Source organism: Sinosporangium siamense (genome assembly GCF_016863435.1).
Taxonomy (GTDB): domain Bacteria; phylum Actinomycetota; class Actinomycetes; order Streptosporangiales; family Streptosporangiaceae; genus Sinosporangium; species Sinosporangium siamense.
In genome coordinates this window covers 175552-195934 of the sequence record NZ_BOOW01000018.1, presented here as the reverse complement: position 1 = coordinate 195934, position 20383 = coordinate 175552, and the positions used below count along the sequence as shown (strand labels likewise).

The following is a 20383-nucleotide window of genomic DNA, read 5'->3' as shown; positions in this document are numbered from 1 at the left end:
CCCGCGCCTACTAGCCTGATCGAGTGACCGATCGCATCGAGGCAGCCGCGGCCGAACTGCGCCCCCTGCTCCAAGAGTTCATCCTGTGGGCGCCCGACCACGCGCCCGACAGCGACCCAGATCTGGTGGGCCCCGCCGTCCTGTGGCATCGGCTGATCGCCTCCGACGACGTCGGCAGGTGGCGCAGGGCGGATCTCCGCACGGTGCTGCTCGACCGCATGCCCAAAGTCGTCGAGGATCCCGACGAGGCCGCCGACGGCATGGTGCCGTCGGTCCGGGCCTACCTCACCTTCCTCGACGCCACCGGGCGGCTCAGCAAGGGCTCCGACACCATCGACGACCTCCAGTCCGAGCTCGACGCCCTCGAGGACGACTTCGTCGAGGCCATGGAGGAGCTCATCGACGAGGAGGGCGACTTCGACGAGGAGGAGGTGAGCGACGGCCTCGGCGACTTCGAGTCCTACACCGAGGAGATCGCCGCCCTCCCCACCATCCGGCTGCGGCCCGACTCCGAGCTCGCGGCCGCCGCCCGCGAGGTGCCGCTCATCGCCCGCGCCCGCGACCTCGCCGTATGGGTCGGCACCGAGCGCCCCATGGGCAAGGAGAGCCTGCTCAGCGACCCCGAGATCGAGGAGGCGCTGGCCGCCGTCGGCATCGGCCGCCCCGAGGCCGCGGAAGGCGCCCTCGCCGAGGCCGTGCCCGAGCTCTGGAACCTCTGGAACCTCGCGGTCGACCTCGAGTTCCTCCGCCCCGACGACGACGACACCGTGAGCGTCGGCCCCGACGCGGCCACCTGGCCCTTCGAGGACGACGAAGACGTGCTCGACGCCTGGACGCTCGGCATGCACTCCGTCGACTACGGCGACCCCGAGCTCGCCGACGAGGACCTCACCCTCGTCTTGTCCGGCCTCACCCGGGCGCTGCTGCTGCGCCTGCTGCTGGCCGGCGGCTCCCAGACGCTGACCGCCCTGCGCGACGACCTCGCCGAGGCCGCCGCCGACCTCGACGACCTCGGTGGCGACGCCTTCGCCGAAGCCGCCGCGGAGCTCGGCGACCCGCTCGCCTCCGCGGTCGAATGGCTCACGGGCTACGGCATGGTGACCGTCGACGGCGACACGATCGGGCTCACGCCGCTCGGCACCGAGGGCATCGTCCACCTCGTCGACGACGCCGACATCGACATTGACGCCCGCCCCGCGATCGACGCGATGACGGCGTTCGAGCTCCTCGCCTTCGGCCCCGAGCTGACAGAGGAGGAGTCCGACGCCGAGTTCGCCGCCTGGCTGGCCCGGCGCGAGCCCGAGCAGGCCGCCCGCGAGCTCCTGTCTGCCGCCGTCGAGGAGGACGCCGACGCGCTCATCCGCGTCCAGGCCGCCAGCCTGGTGAGCTCCCTGCAGGAGGCCGCCGTCCCCGCCTGGGAGGAAGCCCTCAAGGAGCCCTCCCTGCGCGCCTACGCGGCCACCCACCTGGCCCAGCTCGACGTCGAGGGCGCCCCGGAGCCCACCCAGGCGGACACGCACTGGATCGTGCTCGACATGTGGACGATCTCCTCCGGCCTCGGCCGCCCCGAGTTCGTCAGCAGCCTGCACGACATCGGCCCGGCCAACGTGCTGTGCGAACTCCTCGACGTCATCTGGAAGGTCCCCCACCCCCACGTCGAGGAGCTCTTGGAACTCATCGCCGACGCCCACCCCGACAAACAGGTCGTGAAGGTCGCCAAACGCGCCCTCTTCAAGGCCCGCTCACGCCAGTAACACCCGTCCAGGCGGCACTCCTTTCCCAGGAGTGCCGCCTGTCTTGCTTTTGTACGGCGGGCCGCATCGGGGTTGAATTGGTTATCGGCCTGTTCCAGGGCCGCTTTGGCTGCCGACCGTCGATGTGCGCCGGTCCGGTCCGCGAAACTCTCCGCCGCACCGGCGCCAGGAAAGAGCTGGCTGTCCAGGTAGGCGAGGACAACATCCTCCAGCGTGAGCCGATGGCCGGCTCACCGCCGACCAGCACGTGATCCCCAAACGCCACACCGATCGGCGGCCATCCCAGCCCGTCAACCTACGGGCCGGTTGAACCCCGGCCCCGGCTCCCGGCTGCCGCTCTGTTGGCGCGGGAAAATTAGGGGGCGGGCAGGGCAGCTGAGGGGCCCGGCTGCGCCCACGCCAGGGAAGCGGCGGATCGCTGGCCGGTGTCGGCCTCCTCTTCGCCCCTGGGCCTTCCGGTAATCCCTTTCTGCCTTCCGGTCTTCCCCGCCGCGATAACAGGGAAGCAAGGGGATCTCGTGGAGGGTGTGCTTGCCGAACCGTGCCGGTGAAGCCGTCGAAGGGGCGTGGTCGCTCTTCCCTCACTCAACCCAATCGTGCTGCGCGTCGCCCTTCGGCGTCCCGGCTCCCGGCTGCCGCCGTACAGCGCTGGGGAAGGGAGTTCCGCGGCCGAGGTCGTCGGGAAGTGGGTCACTCGGTTGGTGAGAGGAGGTTCAGGGCTGATGCCAGGTCTTCGGCCCAGGCGGCGTAGCCGCGCGCTGAGGGGTGGAAGCCGTCGGGGGCGAAGAAGGTGGGGCCGTTGTGGGGGGAGAAGGCGGCGGGTAGAGAGGTTGGGGCGTAGTGGGCGCCGGATTTGCGGGCGGCGGAGGCCAGGACTCGGTCGATGGCGCGGGCGCGCAGGCCCATCGTGGCGCGTAGTGGTTGAGGGAGGGCGGGGAAGCGGGCTACCGGCGGCATTCCCGTGACGACGACGCGGTCGGCGGGGGCGTTGTCGATCAGGTGGATCAGGTCGACTTCGAGGGAGCGGAGGGGGGTCATGTCGAGCAGCTCGTTCACCCCTAGGACGATCACCACCAGGTCGGCCGGTTTGAGCAGCGGGAGCAGGTCTCGGATGGTGACCTTGGCGTTGGCGCCGCTGCGGGCCGCGACCTGCCACTCCACGGCGCGGCCGGTGCGGCGGGCCAGTGACCTGGACAGGTGGCCGGCCAGGCCCTCGTCGTGGTTCGCGACTCCGACGCCGGCGGCGGTCGACTCGCCGAGTACGGCGAGGCGCAGCGGGCCGTTGGGTTCGGACTGGGCGGGGGTGCCGTATGGCGGTGGGGTGGTGCCTTGGCGGGGGCCGTCGGCTTCGGGGAGCCGAGGCGTCCGGCGGCGTACCAGCAGCCCCTGACCGGCCAGGACACCGGACGCCAGCACGACCGGCAAGAGCAGGGCCGCGAGCCGGGCGAGCCGGTTTCCGGCTTTCCGCGCGTTCACTGGTGGGCCTCCCCCGTCACGCTGCCCAAGCGGCAGGCGTCACCCTTGGCTTCGCCGTACCTCCATCTGCACAAATCTCCCCAAGACTAGGCCATCTGGCTACAGGAAGTGGGTGCCGGAGGCGGGGAGGGTGAGCAGGACGATGACGATGAGGGAGCCCAGGGTCGCGAGAGAGAAGCGGAGGAGGATCAGGGGGCGCAGCCACGAGGGGAAGGCGGTCATGGCCGCGGTGAGCATCGCGTCGGTGTCGAGGGTGCGGGCGGCGGGGTCATCGGATTTCCGGAAGGCCGCTCTTGTGGCGCGTGTGGCGAACACCTGGCCGCTCGTGACAAGGCCGACCACGACGAAGACGATCGGTTGGATGATCCAGGACATGACGCGGCCGGTGCCGTCGCCGGCGAGGTTGAGTGCCGCCGGCACGGTCATGACCAGGCCGATGAAGAGGGCGAGCAGGAGCTGCCAGGTGTTTTCCCTGAAGGCGACGCCGTGCCGGGCGAGGATCTCCGGCGGGTGACCTTGCCGGGCGACTTCGGCTTCGGCGGCGTGCTGGGCGGCGGCTCCGGTGAACCAGACCGTGATCGGGATGACGAAGAAGGTTGCGGCGAGCAGGAGTTGCAAGGTGGCGGCAACGGCGACGGTCGGCGGCACGGTGAATCCCAGGGGAGGGGCGGGACGGCGGGCGTTCCAAACTGCACCATCGGGACTTGAACAATGTGCAAGTGCAACGTACAACTCGACTTGAACCATGTACAACATCGGATTTAAAGGGCACGGGAAAGCGAAAAACCCCAGAGGTGAACTCTGGGGTTTCGCCACCGTAGCCCCGACCGGATTCGAACCGGCGCTACCGCCTTGAGAGGGCGGCGTCCTAGGCCACTAGACGACGGAGCCTTGCGATGAGTGACAAGTGGTAGTCCCGACCGGATTCGAACCGGCGCTACCGCCTTGAGAGGGCGGCGTCCTGGGCCACTAGACGACGGGACCTTGTCACATCGGAACCGGGGAGGGAGGAGATCTTGTGTGTGGAGATCACCGGACTCCCCCGGCAACGGCAGTAACTCTACCGCACCCTGAGAGTGCCAACAAACGCACTTTCACCCCAGCAACCCCCGCCGATAACCCTCGGCCACGGCCGACGCGCGGTCGCGGGCGTCGAGTTTCGCGTAGATGTGGATGAGGTGCGTCTTGATGCTGGCCTCGCTGATGAGCAGCCGGGCCGCGGCCTCGCGGTTGGTCGCCCCCTCCGCCACCAGTTTGAGCACCTCGAGCTCCCGGCGGCTCAGCACGCCTCTCGCGGGCCGGCGCATGTGGTCCAGCAGATGCCCCGCGACCGACGGCGACAACACCGTCTCGCCCCGATGAGCGGCGTGGACGGCCCTCAGCAGCTCGTCGGCGGGTGCGTCCTTGAGCAGATAGCCGGTCGCGCCCGCCTCGACGGCGGGCAGCACGTCGGCGTCGGTGTCGAAGGTCGTGAGGACGAGCACCCGCGTGACGGGGCTGACCAGGGCGAGTTCCCGGATGGCGCGCACGCCGTCCATCTCGGGCATGCGCAGGTCCATCAGCGCCACGTCCACCCGCGTCTCACGCGCCAGCCGTACGGCATGAGCCCCGTTGGCCGCCTCCCCCACCACAAGCACGCCGGGCTCGGCGGCGAAGGCGACGCGCAGCCCGTCGCGGACGATGGGGTGGTCGTCGACGATGATCAGCCGGATCGGCTCGCTCACGTGGATCCCTCCTCGCGGGGCAGGGCGGGCACGGCGACGGCGATCGCGGTGCCCTCGCCGGGGACGCTCTCGACGGCGAAGGTGCCGCCGACGCCGCGCACCCGCTGCTCCATGGCGGTCAGCCCGAACCCCCCACGCCCAAAGCCCTCACGCCCTGACCCCTCACGCCTTGACCCCTCACGCCCTGCCCCCTCACGACCGCGCGCCGCGGGGTCGAAGCCGTCGCCGTCGTCGCGGACGTCGAGGAGGACGTCGTCGTCGAGGTAGGAGAGGGTGAGCGCGACCCGCCGCGCCCCCGCATGTTTGGAGACGTTGGCGAGGGCCTCCTGAGCGACGCGGAACAACGTGACCTCGACGGCGGTGGCGAGCGGCCGGGGCGTGCCGGTGATCTCGGTGATGAGGGAGACGGACTCGGTGGCGGCCCACTGCTCGGCGAGGTCGGCGACGGCCTCGGGGAGGTGGGAGCGTTCGAGCTGTTCGGGGCGGAGGGCCCGGACCGAGCGCCTGGCCGCGCCGAGGCTCTGTTGCGCGAGCATGTTCACATTGTCCATGTGCCGCCGCCACTCCGCGGGGTCGTCCTTGGTCAGGTCGGCCGCCCTGAGCTGGGTGATCAGGGCGATGAGACCTTGGGCGACGGCGTCGTGGATCTCACGGGCGAGGCGGCGGCGCTCGTCGAGCACACCCGCCTCGCGGGCGCGCATGACGAGCTCGGCCTGGAGGGCGGCGTTCTCCTCGGCGGCGGCGGTGATGCGCGCGTTGGCCGCGGTGAGCCGGCCGATGAGGGTTTTGCGGCGTTCGCTTTCGACGCCGACGGCCCAGCCGGCGAACAGGAGCGGCAGGGTGACGCCCAGCATCACGGTGAGCATCGACAGGTTGCCCGAGCCCTCGCTCTGGGCGATCACGGTGCCTATCGCGGTGAGGGCGACGCCGACCATGCTCCACCAGGACGAGAAGAGGGCGAAGGCCAGAGAATAACCGATCGCGCTGAAAGCGGCGAAGAAGGCGCTCGTGGACACGAGTGCGGTGGCCAGGGCCACGAGGACGATGTAGTAGCCCCAGCGGAGCCAGATCGCGTGCCCGCGCGCGGGGTAGAGGGGGAACAGCAGCGGCAACCACAACGCCGCCGCCACCGCATAGGGGGCGAACTCCGCCGGCGGTGTGCCGTTAAGGAGCGCCAGGCACCCCGAGGCGATCAGCAGGACGTAAGCGACGGCCAGGTAGATCCACCGCGCCCTGCGTCCGTCCCGCTCGGAGTTCTCCTCCGGCCGCAACCACGCCACATCGTCACCCCCCACCTGCGGAACCACTATCGTCCCCGGGTTTACTCCCACCGGAAGAGCCTGGCCGACAGCAGCCCGCACAGCGCCGCCCACCCCGCCATGACGCCCAGGTGCAGGACCTCGGGCCACGCGCCCGCCCACGACGCTCTGAGGGCCTGCGTGAACGCCCCCAGCGGCGTGTAGCCGCCGACCGCCACCATGAAGTCCGGCAGGTTCTCGGCCGGCATGAACACTCCCCCGAAGATCAGGCTCGCGAACATCACGCCGACGCCGATGCCCGTCGCCGCCCGCGTGCTCGGCGCGAGCGCCGCCACGAGCATCCCGACCGCGAAGAGCGCGAGTGTGCCGAGCACGAACACGATCAGCGTCGCGCCCGCCCGCGCCGGCGTCTCGAAGCCGAAGCCCAGCGTGCCGACCGCCACCACCAGCACAAGGGACACCACGGACAACACCCCGCCCACCGCGAGCTGCGCGCCGAGCAGCCTGCCCGGCCCCACCGGGCTCGCCGCCATCCGCCGCAACACCCCCCGCTCCCGATATCCGACCAGGGTGCCGGGCACCAGGTTCAAGGTGAGCTGGGCGAGTCCGAGGGCCAGGGCCATCGCGGGAAAGTAGGTCTTAATGGCGGCGTCGCCCTCCCCCGGCCTCGCGATCACGCCGAAGAGCGCGACGAGGGCCACCGGCAGGGCGAGCACCACCAGCACCGAGGCGGGGTCCCGCAGGAAGAGCCGCGTCTCGGAGCGGATCAGCTTGACCATCACGCGCGCCCCCTCCCCGCGCCGGTCAGGGCGAGGAACGCCTCGTCCAGCCCGGCCCTCTCCAGCCTGACGTCCTCCGCCACGATCCCGTGCCCGATCAGCACCGACATCACCGTGTGCAGCAGGTTGCCGGTCCCGGTCACCACCGTCCTGAGCCCGTCGGCCTCGACCCGCACGACGCCGGGCGCCCCGGCGAGCAGGGCGCGGTCCAGCGGCTCGGCCGTGTGGAATGCGATGACATGGTGGGGTACGGCTCGCGCCACCAGCTCGGCCGGGGTGCCGCCGGCGACGACCCGGCCGGAGTCGATCAGGACCAGCCGGTCGCAGAGCCGTTCTGCCTCCTCCATGAAGTGGGTGACCAGGACGACGGTCACCCCCCGGTCCCGGACCTGCTCGACAAGCTCCCACGTCGTGCGCCTGGACTGCGGGTCGAGTCCGGTGGTCAGCTCGTCGAGCACGGCGACCTCGGGCGCCCCGACCAGGGCGAGGGCGATGAACAGGCGCTGCTTCTGGCCGCCGGACAGAGCGCCGAAAGCGCTGTCGCCGATCCCCGTGAGCCCCCAGTCGTCCATCACGCGCCGCCAGGGGGCCGGGGAGCGATAGAAGGAGGCGAAGAGTTCCAGGGCCTCGCCCACCCGCATGCGCTCGGGCAAGTGGCTCTCCTGGAGTTGCACCCCGACCCGCTCGCGGAGCGCCGCGCCGTCGGTGCGGGGGTCGAGGCCGAGCACCCGCAACTCACCGCCGTCGGGGCGGCGCAACCCTTCGAGGCATTCGACGGTGGTGGTCTTTCCCGCGCCGTTGGGGCCGAGGATGCCGAAGATCTCCCCCTTCCCCACCTCGAACGACACGTCATGGACAGCGATGCGCTCGCCGTACCGTTTGTGAAGGTTTCGTACCTCGATGACTGGCATACAGCTGAGAATGCGTGACCGCGGCCTTCTCGAGGATCGCCCGTTTGCGGGCTTGATCGGTTGACCCCCTCCATCAACCAATCGGTTGATGGAGGGGGTGAAAAACGATGAAGGCGGATGCCTTTTGCGAGGACATCCGCCTATCAACCAGCCGTTATGGCTGGGGTACCAGGACTCGAACCTAGACTAACTGAACCAGAATCAGTTGGGCTGCCAATTACCCCATACCCCACCGCTGCTCTCCCCCTTGGGGATCGCTGGCGACGTCCGAAAGAATAGCCCAGCTTGGCCCGCAAGGCCAAAACGATTGGCCGCGTGGCCCTCCCTCCACACGATCCGGCCCGCCGGAGGTGTGCGACGCTGAGGACCCGTCCACCCCACATGAGGAGTCGCGCTTTGGCTGAGAACCCGTTCTTCACCCCCAGCACACTGCCATACGGGCTCCCGCCGTTCGAGGAGATCCGCGAGGAGCACTACCTGCCCGCGTTCGAGCGCGGGATGACCGAGCACCTCGCCGAGGTCGGCGCGATCGCGGACGACCCCGCCGCGGCGACCTTCGCCAACACGATCGAGGCGCTGGAGTTGTCGGGGCAGCTCCTCAACCGGGTGTCGGTGGTCTTCTTCAACCAGGTGTCCTCCGACAGCACCCCCGGGGTGCAGGAGATCCAGAAGCGCGTCACCCCCGAGCTGGCCAGGCACGCCGACACGATCAACCTCAACACGGCGCTGTTCGCCCGGATCACCGCGCTCATGGAAAATCCGCCGGAGGACGAGCGGGAACGGTGGCTGCTGACGCGCTATCACACTGATTTCGTGCGGGCGGGCGCCGAACTCGGGCCCGAGGACCAGGAGCGGCTCAAAAAGCTCAACGAGGAGCTCTCCGCCCTGTCCACGACGTTCCAGCAGACTCTCCTCAACGACACCAACGCCGCCGCGATCGTGGTGGACGACGTGGCGGAGCTCGACGGGTTGTCGCCCGACGGAGTGCTCGCGGCGGCCGAGACGGCGCGCTCGCGCGGCCTGCCCGACAAGCACGTGATCACACTGGTGCTGCCGAGCGGGCAGCCGCCGCTGGCGTCGCTGACCGGCCGGGCGCTGCGTGAGCGCATCCACACCGCCTCCATCGGCCGCGGCGCCGAGTCCAACGCCGCCACCGTGCTGCGCATGGCCGCGCTGCGGGCGCAGCGCGCGGCGCTGCTCGGCTACGCCGATCATGCGGAATACGTCGTGGCCGACCAGACCGCGCCGAACACCCGGGCCGTGACCGAGATGCTCGCCAAGCTCACGCCCGCCGCCGTCGCGAACGCCGACCGGGAGGCCGCGGCGCTGCGGGAGGACGCCGGGCACGAGCTCGCCCCGTGGGACTGGGCGTTCTACGCCGAGCGGGTGCGCAAGGCGCGCTACGACCTCGACATCTCCGAGGTCCGGCCGTACTTCGAGCTCAACCGCGTGCTGCGCGACGGGGTGTTCCACGCGGCGGGCCGGCTCTACGGGCTCGCCTTCACCGAGCGCGAAGATCTCAAGGGTTACCACCCGGACGTGCGGGTCTTCGAGGTGTCCGAGGAGGACGGCTCGCCGCTCGGCCTGTTCCTCGGCGACTTCTACGCGCGGGAGTCCAAGCGCGGCGGCGCGTGGATGAACAGCCTGGTCAAGCAGTCGGAGCTGATGGGCACCCGGCCGGTCGTGGTCAACAACCTCAACATCGTCAAGCCGCCGCCCGGCGAGCCGACGCTGATGACCTTCGAAGAGGTCAGGACGATGTTCCACGAGTTCGGCCACGCCCTGCACGGGCTCTTCTCCGACGTGCGCTTCCCCCGCGTGTCGGGCACGGCGGTGCCGCGCGACTTCGTCGAGTATCCGAGCCAGGTCAACGAGATGTGGGTGTTGTGGCCGGAGATCCTCGCCAACTACGCCAGGCACCACGAGACGGGCGAGCCGCTGCCGCGTGAGATCGCCGACCGGCTGGAGGCGGCGCAGACGTTCAACCAGGGGTTCGCGACGGTGGAATACCTCGCCGCCTCCCTGCTCGACTGGGCGTGGCACACGGTGGCGCCGGGTGAGGACCTCGGCTCGGTCGAGGAGTTCGAGACGGCGGCGCTGCAGCGGGCGGGCGTCGATCTGCCGCTGATCCCGCCGCGCTACCGCAGCACCTATTTCGCCCACATCTGGGCGGGAGGCTACGCGGCGGGCTACTACTCCTACATCTGGAGCGAGGTGCTCGACGCCGACAGCGTCGAGTGGTTCACCGAGAACGGCGGCCTTACCCGCGCCAACGGCGACCACTTCCGCCGCGAACTGCTCTCCAAGGGCGGCGGGGTCGACCCGATGGCGGCCTTCAGGGCGTTTCGCGGGCGCGACCCGCGCATCGAGCCGCTGCTGACCCGCCGCGGCCTGCTCTGACCTCGGGGGGTGTACGGCACAGCCGGCTGTGCCGTACACCCCGCAGGGCGCGTCTCAGGCCCCGGCGCGCAGCCGCTCGCGGGCGGCCCGCAGGCGGGTCAGCGCCCGCTCGCGGCCGAGCACCTCGATGCTCTCGAACAGCGGCAGCCCCACCGTGCGGCCGGTGATCGCCACCCGCACGGGCGCCTGGGCCTTGCCGAGCTTGAGGCCGTGCGCGGCGCCGACCTCGTCCAGGGCGGTCTTGAGCGACTCGGTGTCGAACGAGACCGTCTCCAGCCGCTCGGCGTAGCCCGCGAGGATGTCGTCGGCGTGCGCCTTCATCGCCTTGTCCCACGACGCCTGGTCGAACACCGGCTCGCCGAGGAACAGGAAGTCGACGTTGGCCTTGACCTCGGACAGCACCGCGACGCGGGTCTGTGCCAGCTCGGCGACCCGGCCGAACACCTCAAGGTCCCACGCGGGGTCGAGGAACGCCTGGCAGCGCCGTACGAACTCCGGCAGCGGCAGAGCCCGGATGTATTCGCCGTTGAAGGCCCGCAGCTTCTTCTCGTCGAAGAACGCCGGCGAGGGGTTGACGTCCTCAAGCCTGAACAGCGGCATCATCTCCGACCACGGCATGATCTCGCGGTCGTCGCCGGGGCCCCAGCCGAGCAGCATCAGATAGTTGACCATCGCCTCGGGCAGGTAGCCCTCCTCGCGGTAGGACTCCAGCGCCACCTTGTCGCGGCGCTTGGAGAGCTTCTGCCGCTTCTCGTTGACGATCACGGGCACGTGCGCCCACACCGGCGGCGTGACGCCGAGCGCCGCCCAGAGCTGCTGCTGCTTGGGCGTGTTGGACAGGTGCTCCTCGGCGCGCACGACGTGGGTGATGCGCATCTCGATGTCGTCGACCACGTTGGCCAGCACGAAAAGCGGGGAGCCGTCGCCGCGGGCGATGACGAAGTCCTCCATCGCCTCGTTGGGGAACTCGACCGTGCCCCGCACGAGGTCCTGCACCACGGTGACACCGTCGTCGGGCGTGCGGAAGCGCATCGCGCCCTCGGTGAGCCCCCGCATGCGGCAGAAGCCGTCGTAGCCCTGGTGCTCCGACCCGGTGCGGGCCTTGACGTCGTCGCGGGTGCAGGTGCAGTAATAGGCCCGCCCGTCGGCCGCCAGCTTGGCCGCGGCCTCGCGGTGCTGGGCCTCGTAGGCCGACTGGAAGTAGGGGCCCTCGAAGACGGGGTTGTCGCCGCTGATGCCGAGAAAGGCGAGGGCGGAGATGATGCCCTCGGTCCACTCGGGGCGGTTCCTGGCCGCGTCGGTGTCCTCGATGCGCAGCACGAACCGGCCGCCGGACCGCTCGGCGAGGGCCCAGTTGTAAAGCGCGGAGCGCGCTCCTCCGACGTGGAACATGCCGGTCGGCGACGGTGCGAAACGGACCCTAATCACGTGAAACCACCCGGTTGGTAAGTGTGCCGATGCCTTCGATGCCGACGCTGACCTCGTCGCCCACGGCGAGCGGGCCGACCCCGGCCGGCGTGCCGGTCAGGATGACGTCGCCGGGGATGAGGGTCATGACCGCGCTCACGTAGGCCACCAGGGCCGGAACGTCGTGCAGGAGCTGGGATGTGCGCCCGCTCTGGCGGATCTCGCCGTTGACGGTCGTGGTGATCGCGAGGTCGCTCGGGTCGAGGTCGGTCTGGATCCAGGGTCCGAGCGGGCAGAACGTGTCGAATCCCTTGGCCCGGGTCCACTGGCCGTCCCGCTGCTGCAGGTCGCGGGCGGTCACGTCGTTGGCGCAGGTGTAGCCGAAGATCACTTCGGCGGCTCGCTCGACCGGCACCTCCCGGCAGAGCCTGCCGATCACGACGGCCAGCTCGCCCTCGAAGTCGACCTGCTGCGACAGCTTCTCCGGGTATGCCACGGCCTCGCCGTGGCCGATCACGGAGGTGGACGGCTTGCTGAAGACGACCGGCTCGGCGGGCAGCTGGTCGCCGCCCATCTCGCGCACGTGGCCGGCGTAGTTCTTGCCGATCGCGATGACCTTGGTGGGCAGGATCGGGGCGACCAGTCTGACCTCGGCGAGGGGGTAACGCTCGCCGGTGAACTGGATGGCGTTGAAGGGGTGGCCCGCGATGGCGGAGATCACTTCCTCGCCTATCGCCCCCTCGACCACGCCGAACGCCGGACTGCCACCTGTGGAGAACCTCGCTATACGCACGCGCTCAAGGCTAGTTGACGCGTCTGATGCGTCGTTCTCCCTCCGCCGCGCCGCGCCTGTTTCTGGATTAGACCAAGGTTCTCTAAATCCTGGTTACGCATGATATGGGGGGTATTACCTGGAATAGACGGTCGCTGCAGTGAGAGTGCGGTCTCCCCAGTGGAGACGGCGTTCTCCTTCGGGGGGAGGAAGCGACGTGACCGATGTGAGCACGGGCAAAGCCACCGGCGAAGAGGCCTCTGTGCCGCGAGCCCGTACAAAGGAAAGCGCCCTGGTGACGGCCAAGGGCACGACCACCATCGACCCGAGCGTGGTCGCCAAGATCGCCGGCCTCGCCGCCCGCGAAGTCACCGGCGTCCACGAGATGGGCGCGGGTGCGGCACGGGCCATCGGCGCCGTGCGCGGCATCGTAGGCGGTGAACGCAGTGCCACCCAAGGCGTGTCGGTCGAGGTCGGCGAACGCCAGGCGGCCATCGACATAGACCTCGTGGTCGATTACGGCGTGGCCATTCCCGACCTCGCCAACGGTGTGCGCAAGAACGTCATCGCGCAGATCGAGCGCATGTGCGGCCTGGAGGTGACCGAGGTCAACATCCGGGTCGACGACGTACACCTGCCCGGCCAGGAGAAGGCCGAGGAAGAGCAGCAGCGGCCCCAGGCGCGAGTCGAGTAAGTGGCCGGATCCAGTGAGCAGGCCGACGAACATGCCGGCGAAGACGCCGGCCCACGAGATAGCCGACCGGGTGAGGCAGTGCCCGGATGTCGAGGGGCTGTCCGGCGGGCCGTTCGGAGTTGTGGCGACCTATCTGCCGGGAGAGACGGTGCCCGGCGTCGCCATACGGGACGACGAGGTGGAGATCTCCATCGTCGCCAAAGCGGGACGTCCGCTGCCCGAGATCGCCGGCGAGGTGCGTGAAGCGATCAAGGAACTCACCGGGGGCCGTGCCGTGAACATCCACATCGGAGGACTGAAATGAACCCGTTCCCCATCTGGTCGATCGTCGGACTTGCCGCGGGCATCGCGCTCGGACTCGCCGGGGCCTTCGGCGGGCTCGGCGCCTTCCTGCTCGTCCTCGTGCTTGGTGCGATCGGATTCCTGGTCGGCAGGATCGCCGAGACCGGCGGTGTCGACCTGTCCGGCCTATCTCCGAGGCGCCGATGACCGTCGAGTCCGTTCCGCCGGCGATCGCGGCCCACGAGCCCCGGGGCGTGACGATCGTGCCCGAACGGGTCGTATCGCGCATCGCGGGCTATGCGGCCATGGAGGTGGCGGGCGTGGGCAGGGCACGACGACGCGGCTCGTCGCCGCGGGGCACCGCCAGCGCGTCCGTGGACGGCGACGTCACCGCCGTCCAGCTGAACCTGACGGTTGAATACCCCATGCCGATCCGGCAGGTAGCCGAGAACGTCCGGCTGCACGTGGCCGAACGTGTGCACACGCTGACCGGGCTCACCGTGGCCCACATCGACGTCGACGTGCCCGGCCTCGTGCCGGCCCGCCGGGAGGAGGTCGCGTGAGCACCGTGCCTCCGGAACCTCCGGACACGCGGGCGAGCGGCCCGGCGACCGGGCCCGCGACGAAGGCGATGGACAATTCACACGATCAACCTCCGCGGGACGAAGGCACCGCCTCCACCACCCCGCGATCCGACACCGTGCCGATCATGAGCGCGGCCGACCGGACCGCCGTCCACGCCTTCCGGCCTCGCCGTACCCTGCCGTCGGTCATCGTCTCCGTCCTGCTGATCCTTTTCGGAGTCGTGGTGGCGATCGGGGCGTTCTCCACGCTGGCGGGGCGGCCGGCTTACGGCCCGCTGCTGAACTGGGCGTCGGCCACGCCGTGGCAGAACCCGCCGCTGCTCATCGGCGCCGCGATCGCTGTGCTGATCGGCCTGTGGCTAATCGTTCTGGCGCTGCGGCCGGGGCGGCCGAGCCTCGTGCCGCTGCACACGGGCGACCAAGAGCTGGTCATGGGGATGCGCCGCAGGAGCTTCGCCCGGTCGCTCGCCCAGGCGGCCGAAGCGGTGAGCGGCATCAACCGGGCCAAGGTGCGGCTCGGCGGCGGCAGCGCCCATGTGATCGCCCGCACGAGGCTGCACGACACGCGTGGGCTGGCGGAGAAGGTCCGGCATGCGGTGGAGACGCAGATGCACGTGCTTGGCCCGATCAGCTCCTATCCGGTGCGTGTGGATCTGCGAGGTGAGTGAAGTGATCGACAGGAAGACGGCCAGAGGGAACCGGCTCGGACTTTTGGTGACCGGTCTCACCCTCGTGCTTCTTGGGCTGTTCACCCTGATCAGAGGGCTGGGGCTGCTGCCGCAGCACTTCGCTCCCGCCGGGGAGCCGCTGGTGAACGGGCCGGTGCGCCAGGCGTTCGGTGCCGCCGGCGGGTGGCTCTGGTGGGTGATCGGGATTCTCGCCGTCATACTCGCCCTCATCGCGCTGCGATGGTTGTTCGCGCAAGGGCGGGGCGAAGCCGTACATGACATGACGCTGGCCACCGGGCCCGGCGGCGAGACGCGGGTGGCCTCTCGCGGGCTCGCCGACGCCATCACCGCCGACATCACCTCGCACCCCGGCGTGCTCGGCGCTCGCGCCACCTTGGTCGGCACCTGTGTGCATCCCGGCGTGCGTCTGCGCGTCCTCATGGAAGAACACGCCCCGATCAATGAGATTCGTGCACACCTAGGGGATGTGGCCATTCCGCATATCCGTGAGGCTCTGGAAACCGACCACCTGCGGACCGTCACCCGCCTGAAGTTCAGCCGGAAGTTCGCATCGCGCCACAGGGTGGCCTGACGGGTCGCTGTGACAGAATCCCCCTCATGGCTGTCGTGAAGATCAATGTGCTGACGGTGCCTCCTGCGATGCGTGAGGAGCTTGAGCGGAGATTCGCCGGGCGTGCCGGGATGGTCGAGTCCGCGGATGGCTTCGAGTGGTTTGAGCTGCTGCGGCCGATGGAGGGCACCGACCGCTACATGGTCTACACCCGCTGGCGCAGCGAGGAGGACTTCGAGCGCTGGCAGAGCAGCGCCGCATTCCAGGCCGGCCACGCCCAGGCCGCGGCCGCTGCGGGAGCCGCAGGGCACGGGCACGGCGCCCAAGGGCAGGGGCACGGACACGGTCAAGGCGGCGCAGCTGCGACGTCGTCGGAGATCTGGTCCTTCGAGGTCGTGGAGAGCACCGGCCCGAAACAGGCCTGATAACGATGTTGCTGCAGTGACTGATGTGACTTGACCATGTCACTGTGACTTCGAGAGCATTCCGCCGTTTGGAATGCTCTGGAAGGACTCATCGTGCGTCGCCGCACACGTGCTCTCGGTCTCACACTCGCCCTGTCGCCGGCTCTTCTCGGCATCGCCGCCCCGGCCCAGGCGCAGGGCGTCCAGGGCAAACTCACGGCCGAGTGCCAGGGCGACTGGCTGCCCGCCACCCCGACTTCCGCCGAGGTCATGAAGGGTGAGCTCTCCTTCGTCGGACTGCCCGTCGTCAAGGTGGGCAAGGACGTCGACTGGAAGTCGAGTCCGTATAAGAACCGCTCCTGGGAGATGGTCTTCCATTCCCTGCGGTGGATGGGCCGGCTGGTCGCCGACTACGAGGTGAGCGGTGAGAAGAGCTACCTCGCGCGGGCCAAGGAGATCGCCTACGACTGGGTGCGGGACAACCCTCGCGGCAAGGCGGGCATCAGCCCCCAGGCCTGGGCCGAACACCCGATCGCCCTCCGCGCCCCCGCGCTCGTCTGCCTGAGCAAACACGTCGGCGACTCCTGGCTCCGCACCAGCCTCGCCGAACACGCCGTGATGTTGTCCAACCCCAAGCTCTATGAGAAGGGCCACAACCACGGCATCGACCAGGACATCGCCCTGCTCGGCATCGGCTGCCGTTACAAGCGCGACAAATGGTCGGACCTCGCGATCCGCCGCCTGATCGAGACCGTCGAACTCGACGTCGACCCTCAGGGCGCCCTCCGCGAACAGGCTCCGCGTTACGGCCTCTATGTGCACCAGAGGCTCAGCGTGGCCATGGAGAACATGAAGAGCTGCGGCATCAAGGTGCCTTCCCGCATCGAGCGCAGGTGGAAGGGCCTGGAGGGATATATCACCCACTCCACCCAGCCCAACGGCTTCATGGTTCCCATCGGCGACGGCTCCGCCGACGTCCGCCCCAGCGGCTTCACCATCCCCAAGCAGCGGGTGAAGATCTTCAGCTCCTCGGGTTATGTCTACGGCCGCACCAACTGGGATAAACCCTCCTCGGCCTTCTACTCGATCCGCTTCGGCCCCGGCATGAAGTACCACGGGCACGAGGACCACATGGGCGTCACCTACTACGCTCAAGGCCGTGACGTGCTGGTAGACGTAGGATTCCACTCCTACGAGAACAATCCCTACCGCTACTGGACCCTCTCCCCCGAGGCCCACAACGTGCCCACCATCGTGGGCCGCTCTCTGCGCCCCTCCACGCCTACCGCACTCCAGAAGGCCAACCCCGGCGACGGCCGCCAGTCCTACCGCTTCAGCGACAAGGCGTACGGCGTGAGCCGTACCCGGTCCGTGCTCGTCAACCACGGCGACGACCTCATGGCGGTCCTCGACACCGCGGGCTCGGGCGCCCACCTGCGCAACCTGTGGCACTTCCCCGCCGACCTGAAGGTCGTCTTCAACTCGGGCGGCCACGTCGTCCTCGGAGACAAGGACTGGAAGACCAGCCTCGTGCAGCTCGCCATGCCGGCGTGCAAGCCCGTCGGCGGCCAGACGGTGGCCCGCGGCCAGAGCAACCCCTTCCAGGGCTGGGTCTCCCCGACCTACATGGAGAAAACCGCCGCCCCGGCGATCGTCTCCCCCGCCGCCCCGGCCCTCCTGACCATCGTCGTGCCCGGCACGGACAAACCCTCCGTCACCTGCTCCGGCGGCCGGGTCACCGTCCAGACCGCCGACGGCAGCACAAACTTCCGCACGAACGGCGCCAACCTCTCGTAGCCCTCACAAGCTATAGCCACACAGCAGCCCAGCTTTCTACGCTATGCGACTGAGTGATTACTCATTTGTGTGCGGAGGCACCTATGGGCAAGCACGAGAAGAAGACACCCTGCTCGGCATGCAACGGCACAGGCAAGGCGGAGCAGTGCTATGACGGAGTCATAGAGGAGGTCGATTGCCGCCTATGCAACGGGACTGGCGAAGTGCCGTAGACCGTCGCCTCTTCATTCCCGACGTCATTTGGCGTTCCCCGGGCAGGGGCCGCCAGCTTGAGCCCCTTGATCGGACGCAAAACCCCGCCGAGTGGGAGCGGCTTGTGGCATCCGACGACCCGGTGATCACCCAAGTGGATGACGGTGAGCTTGGCAAATGGGGCAACGTCTTCCCCACCTCCTCGTCCACAGCCCTCTGGCTCATGGAGCGCATGTTCGACGCCCTCAACCTGGCTCCCCGCATGACTGTCCTGGAGATCGGCACCGGCACCGGCTACAACGCCGCCGCGCTCGCCGCCATGGGCTCGATCGTGGTCAGCGTCGAGATCGATGCCGGGCTGGCCGAGGCCGCGCGACGGTCTCTCAACCGCGCGGGGTTCGCCGACAAGGTCACCGTCGTCGTGGGGGACGGCGAATTGGGCGCTCCCGGGCATGCCCCCTTCGACCGCGTGATCGCCACAGCGGCGGCGCACACCATTCCCTACCCCTGGGTTGAGCAGTGCAAAGACGGCGGCCGCATCGTCGCGCCCTACACCGGCGAGCACAATCACGGGGCACTGATGGTCCTCGACGTGAACAAGGGCCGGGCTGTAGGCCGGGCCGTCGACGAGGCCCATTTCATGCCGTTGCGCGGGCAGCGCCTCAACCAGGTCGAGCGGCAGGCCCTCAGCAGGGTGGCACCTGATCTCATTGTGGAGATCACCCCCGGAGAGCAGCTCATCACCAGAGCATGAGCACATGGGGCCTGCGCGGGAGAGGTGGTGGAGGTACGGCATGGGCCCGCTGAACGTGTCGCGGGCTCGTGCCGTACGAGACGCCGGATCGCGGCCGGCGCGGAAGGCACGGCGAAAGTACGGCACGGGCCTGGCGAACGTGTCGCGGACCCGTGCCGTGGCGGACGTCGGGGTTGTCAGGTCAGGTCGTGGCCGGCGCGCAGGAGGCCGTAGGTGACGGCCTGCTCAAGGGCCTGCCAGGAGGCCTCGATGATGTTCTCGTCGACGCCCACGGTCGCCCACTCGCCCTCGGAGTCGCTCGAGGTGATCAGCACGCGGGTGATGGCCTCGGTGCCGTGCGAGCCCTCCAGGATGCGCACCTTGTAGTCGATCAGCTCGACGCCGGCGAGCTCCGGGTAGAGCTGCTCCAGCGCGCTGCGCACGGCGCGGTCGAGGGCGTTGACGGGGCCGTTGCCCTCGCCGGTGGCGACGATGCGCTCGCCCTTGGCGTGCAGCTTGACCGTGGCCTCGCCGACCACCTCGCCGTCGGGGCGGCGCTCGACGATGACACGCCAGGACTCCACCGAGAAGTGCCGCCTGCGCTCGCCGTTGACCGTGTCGCGGAGCAGAAGCTCGAAGGAGGCGTCGGCGGCCTCGAAGGTGTAACCCTTGGACTCAAGGCCCTTGACCTGGTCGACCAGCTCGCGCGACTGGCCTGGGGTGAGCTCATAGCCGAGCTCGCGGCCCTTGAGCTCGACCGAGGCGCGGCCCGCCATGTCGGAGACCAGCATGCGCATGTCGTTGCCGACGAGGGCCGGGTCGATGTGCTGATAGAGGTTGGGGTCGACCTTGATGGCCGAGGCGTGCAGCCCGGCCTTGTGCGCGAAGGCCGACACGCCGGTGTAGGGCGCGTGGGAGTTGGGCGTGACGTTGGTGATCTCGCTGATGGCGTGGGCGATGCGCGTCATGTCCGCCAGAGCGGCGGGCGGCACGAGATCATATCCCCACTTGAGCTGGAGGTTGGCGAGCACCGTGAACAGGTTGGCGTTGCCGGCGCGCTCGCCGTAGTTGTTGGCGCACCCCTGCACATGCGTCGCGCCCGCCTTCACCGCCGCCATCGAGTTGGCCACGGCGCAGCCGGTGTCGTCGTGGCAGTGGATGCCGAGCCGCGCCCCGGTGGCCGCGGTGGCCCGCACGATCTCACCGAGCTCGTCGGGGAGCATGCCGCCGTTGGTGTCGCACAACACCACCACGTCCGCTCCGGCGTCGGCGGCTGTGCGAACCACCTCAAGCGCGTAATCTGGGTTGCACTTGTAGCCGTCGAAGAAGTGCTCGGCGTCGAGGAAGACCCGCTGTCCCTCCGCACGAAGGTGAGAAACCGTATCGCGGATCATCGCGAGGTTCTCCTGGAGAGTCGTGCGGAGGGCCAGCTCCACGTGCCGGTCGTGGCTCTTGGCGACAAGAGTCACGACCGGCGCGCCGGATTCGCGCAGCGCGGCCACCAGTGGGTCGTCGGCTGCCTTTACACCTGCCCGGCGGGTCGCGCCGAACGCGGCGAGCTGCGCGTGCTTCAGGTCAAGCTCGGTCTGAGCCCGCCTGAAGAACTCCGTGTCCTTGGGGTTGGCGCCCGGCCAGCCCCCCTCGATGAAACCGACGCCCAGACTGTCCATCAGCCGCGCGATGGCGAGCTTGTCGGCCACCGTGAGGTTGAGGCCCTCCTGCTGCGCGCCGTCGCGCAGGGTGGTGTCGTACATGTGGAATCTGTCGTCGGCCATCGGTTTAGGTCTCCTTCGCGGATCTTCATATCAGCCGCGTGCACTGGGATCGGTCTTGTCCCTGGGAAACACTGCTCTGGGCGGAAGCGCTGCCCCGGGAAAGCAAAAAACCCCTCACGGACGTGAGAGGTCTGCGCGCCGGCGATGTCCTTTTACGTGCCGGCGCGCCTGCCAATAATGAGCAGAGCAGCGTTCATGGTC

The 20383-nt window shown here is 69.2% G+C and carries 20 protein-coding genes and 3 tRNA genes; 11 read left to right on the top strand and 12 right to left on the bottom strand.

All coding sequences use genetic code 11. The features are described from left to right. The first annotated feature begins 23 nt into the window (after positions 1–23). Entirely contained in the window at positions 24–1754 is a 1731-nt protein-coding gene (locus tag Ssi02_RS14155; protein ID WP_204025646.1) for a hypothetical protein, read from the top strand. Between the two features lie 690 nt (positions 1755–2444). On the opposite strand, the gene Ssi02_RS14150 is transcribed toward Ssi02_RS14155, so the two are convergent. The 9 genes from Ssi02_RS14150 to Ssi02_RS14110 form a co-directional block, all read right to left on the bottom strand. Next, positions 2445–3230, bottom strand: a complete 786-nt coding sequence (locus tag Ssi02_RS14150) for an SGNH/GDSL hydrolase family protein (RefSeq protein WP_204025644.1) — start codon at positions 3228–3230, stop codon at positions 2445–2447. A gap of 99 nt (positions 3231–3329) precedes the next feature. Then, positions 3330–3878: a hypothetical protein gene (locus Ssi02_RS14145; RefSeq protein ID WP_204025642.1), complete on the bottom strand. Its 549-nt coding sequence runs from the start codon at positions 3876–3878 to the stop codon at positions 3330–3332. 170 nt (positions 3879–4048) lie between these two features. Continuing rightward, positions 4049–4121 (bottom strand) — tRNA-Glu (locus Ssi02_RS14140). A gap of 17 nt (positions 4122–4138) precedes the next feature. Then, positions 4139–4214 (bottom strand) — tRNA-Glu (locus tag Ssi02_RS14135). 110 nt (positions 4215–4324) lie between these two features. Then, on the bottom strand, positions 4325–4954 hold the full coding sequence (locus Ssi02_RS14130) for a response regulator (protein WP_204025640.1): 630 nt from the start codon (positions 4952–4954) through the stop codon (positions 4325–4327). Beyond that, entirely contained in the window at positions 4951–6249 is a 1299-nt protein-coding gene (locus Ssi02_RS14125) for a sensor histidine kinase (protein WP_204025638.1), read from the bottom strand. Before Ssi02_RS14125 ends, Ssi02_RS14130 begins: the two co-directional genes overlap by 4 nt. A gap of 26 nt (positions 6250–6275) precedes the next feature. Continuing rightward, the gene (locus Ssi02_RS14120) at positions 6276–6992 is read right to left on the bottom strand and encodes an ABC transporter permease (RefSeq protein WP_239128922.1); all 717 of its coding nucleotides are present in this window, start codon (positions 6990–6992) and stop codon (positions 6276–6278) included. After that, positions 6992–7903 (bottom strand): ABC transporter ATP-binding protein, encoded by a 912-nt coding sequence (locus tag Ssi02_RS14115; RefSeq protein ID WP_204025634.1) that lies wholly within the window; start codon positions 7901–7903, stop codon positions 6992–6994. The genes Ssi02_RS14120 and Ssi02_RS14115 overlap by 1 nt, the downstream gene beginning before the upstream one ends. 157 nt (positions 7904–8060) lie before the next feature. Continuing rightward, positions 8061–8135, bottom strand: a tRNA-Gln gene (locus tag Ssi02_RS14110). 164 nt (positions 8136–8299) lie between these two features. Between Ssi02_RS14110 and Ssi02_RS14105 the strand changes: the two genes are divergently transcribed. After that, positions 8300–10303: a M3 family metallopeptidase gene (locus Ssi02_RS14105; RefSeq protein WP_204025632.1), complete on the top strand. Its 2004-nt coding sequence runs from the start codon at positions 8300–8302 to the stop codon at positions 10301–10303. Between the two features lie 54 nt (positions 10304–10357). Here the strand turns inward: Ssi02_RS14105 and gltX are convergent, their stop codons facing one another. Both gltX and Ssi02_RS14095 read right to left on the bottom strand, forming a co-directional pair. Further along, on the bottom strand, positions 10358–11695 hold the full coding sequence (gene gltX, locus Ssi02_RS14100) for a glutamate--tRNA ligase (protein ID WP_239128921.1): 1338 nt from the start codon (positions 11693–11695) through the stop codon (positions 10358–10360). Positions 11696–11723: 28 nt separating this feature from the next. After that, positions 11724–12503, bottom strand: a complete 780-nt coding sequence (locus Ssi02_RS14095; RefSeq protein ID WP_204025628.1) for a fumarylacetoacetate hydrolase family protein — start codon at positions 12501–12503, stop codon at positions 11724–11726. A 196-nt stretch (positions 12504–12699) separates the two neighbouring features. On the opposite strand from Ssi02_RS14095, the gene Ssi02_RS14090 reads away from it, so the two are divergent. From Ssi02_RS14090 to Ssi02_RS14050, 9 genes are all read left to right on the top strand, one after another. After that, positions 12700–13176, top strand: a complete 477-nt coding sequence (locus tag Ssi02_RS14090; protein WP_204025626.1) for an Asp23/Gls24 family envelope stress response protein — start codon at positions 12700–12702, stop codon at positions 13174–13176. 31 nt (positions 13177–13207) lie between these two features. Beyond that, entirely contained in the window at positions 13208–13480 is a 273-nt protein-coding gene (locus tag Ssi02_RS14085; RefSeq protein WP_204025624.1) for an Asp23/Gls24 family envelope stress response protein, read from the top strand. After that, on the top strand, positions 13477–13665 hold the full coding sequence (locus tag Ssi02_RS14080; protein WP_204025980.1) for a hypothetical protein: 189 nt from the start codon (positions 13477–13479) through the stop codon (positions 13663–13665). Before Ssi02_RS14085 ends, Ssi02_RS14080 begins: the two co-directional genes overlap by 4 nt. Then, entirely contained in the window at positions 13662–14021 is a 360-nt protein-coding gene (locus Ssi02_RS14075) for an Asp23/Gls24 family envelope stress response protein (protein WP_204025621.1), read from the top strand. The genes Ssi02_RS14080 and Ssi02_RS14075 overlap by 4 nt, the downstream gene beginning before the upstream one ends. Continuing rightward, entirely contained in the window at positions 14018–14710 is a 693-nt protein-coding gene (locus tag Ssi02_RS14070; RefSeq protein WP_204025619.1) for a DUF6286 domain-containing protein, read from the top strand. The genes Ssi02_RS14075 and Ssi02_RS14070 overlap by 4 nt, the downstream gene beginning before the upstream one ends. After that, positions 14703–15302: a hypothetical protein gene (locus tag Ssi02_RS14065; RefSeq protein ID WP_204025617.1), complete on the top strand. Its 600-nt coding sequence runs from the start codon at positions 14703–14705 to the stop codon at positions 15300–15302. The genes Ssi02_RS14070 and Ssi02_RS14065 overlap by 8 nt, the downstream gene beginning before the upstream one ends. A 26-nt stretch (positions 15303–15328) precedes the next feature. Continuing rightward, positions 15329–15706 carry an antibiotic biosynthesis monooxygenase family protein gene (locus Ssi02_RS14060; protein ID WP_204025615.1) on the top strand — a complete coding sequence of 126 codons (378 nt, stop codon included), beginning with the start codon at positions 15329–15331 and terminating at the stop codon, positions 15704–15706. 93 nt (positions 15707–15799) lie between these two features. After that, positions 15800–17482, top strand: a complete 1683-nt coding sequence (locus tag Ssi02_RS14055) for a heparinase II/III domain-containing protein (RefSeq protein ID WP_239128901.1) — start codon at positions 15800–15802, stop codon at positions 17480–17482. A gap of 316 nt (positions 17483–17798) precedes the next feature. Continuing rightward, positions 17799–18428, top strand: coding sequence for a protein-L-isoaspartate O-methyltransferase family protein (locus tag Ssi02_RS14050; RefSeq protein WP_239128900.1), 630 nt, complete (start codon positions 17799–17801; stop codon positions 18426–18428). Between the two features lie 176 nt (positions 18429–18604). Here the strand turns inward: Ssi02_RS14050 and cimA are convergent, their stop codons facing one another. Next, positions 18605–20182 (bottom strand): citramalate synthase, encoded by a 1578-nt coding sequence (gene cimA, locus Ssi02_RS14045; protein ID WP_204025613.1) that lies wholly within the window; start codon positions 20180–20182, stop codon positions 18605–18607. Positions 20183–20383 lie beyond the last annotated feature (201 nt).

Excerpts from the sequence above, each read along its gene's own strand:
- Ssi02_RS14060 (WP_204025615.1), top strand. The coding sequence starts at position 15,329 with ATGGCTGTCGTGAAGATCAATGTGCTGACGGTGCCTCCTGCGATGCGT.
- Ssi02_RS14080 (WP_204025980.1), top strand. The coding sequence starts at position 13,477 with ATGAACCCGTTCCCCATCTGGTCGATCGTCGGACTTGCCGCGGGCATC.
- Ssi02_RS14085 (WP_204025624.1), top strand. The coding sequence starts at position 13,208 with ATGCCGGCGAAGACGCCGGCCCACGAGATAGCCGACCGGGTGAGGCAG.
- gltX (WP_239128921.1), bottom strand. The coding sequence starts at position 11,695 with ATGTTCCACGTCGGAGGAGCGCGCTCCGCGCTTTACAACTGGGCCCTC.
- Ssi02_RS14115 (WP_204025634.1), bottom strand. The coding sequence starts at position 7,903 with ATGCCAGTCATCGAGGTACGAAACCTTCACAAACGGTACGGCGAGCGC.
- Ssi02_RS14120 (WP_239128922.1), bottom strand. The coding sequence starts at position 6,992 with ATGGTCAAGCTGATCCGCTCCGAGACGCGGCTCTTCCTGCGGGACCCC.
- cimA (WP_204025613.1), bottom strand. The coding sequence starts at position 20,182 with ATGGCCGACGACAGATTCCACATGTACGACACCACCCTGCGCGACGGC.
- Ssi02_RS14075 (WP_204025621.1), top strand. The coding sequence starts at position 13,662 with ATGACCGTCGAGTCCGTTCCGCCGGCGATCGCGGCCCACGAGCCCCGG.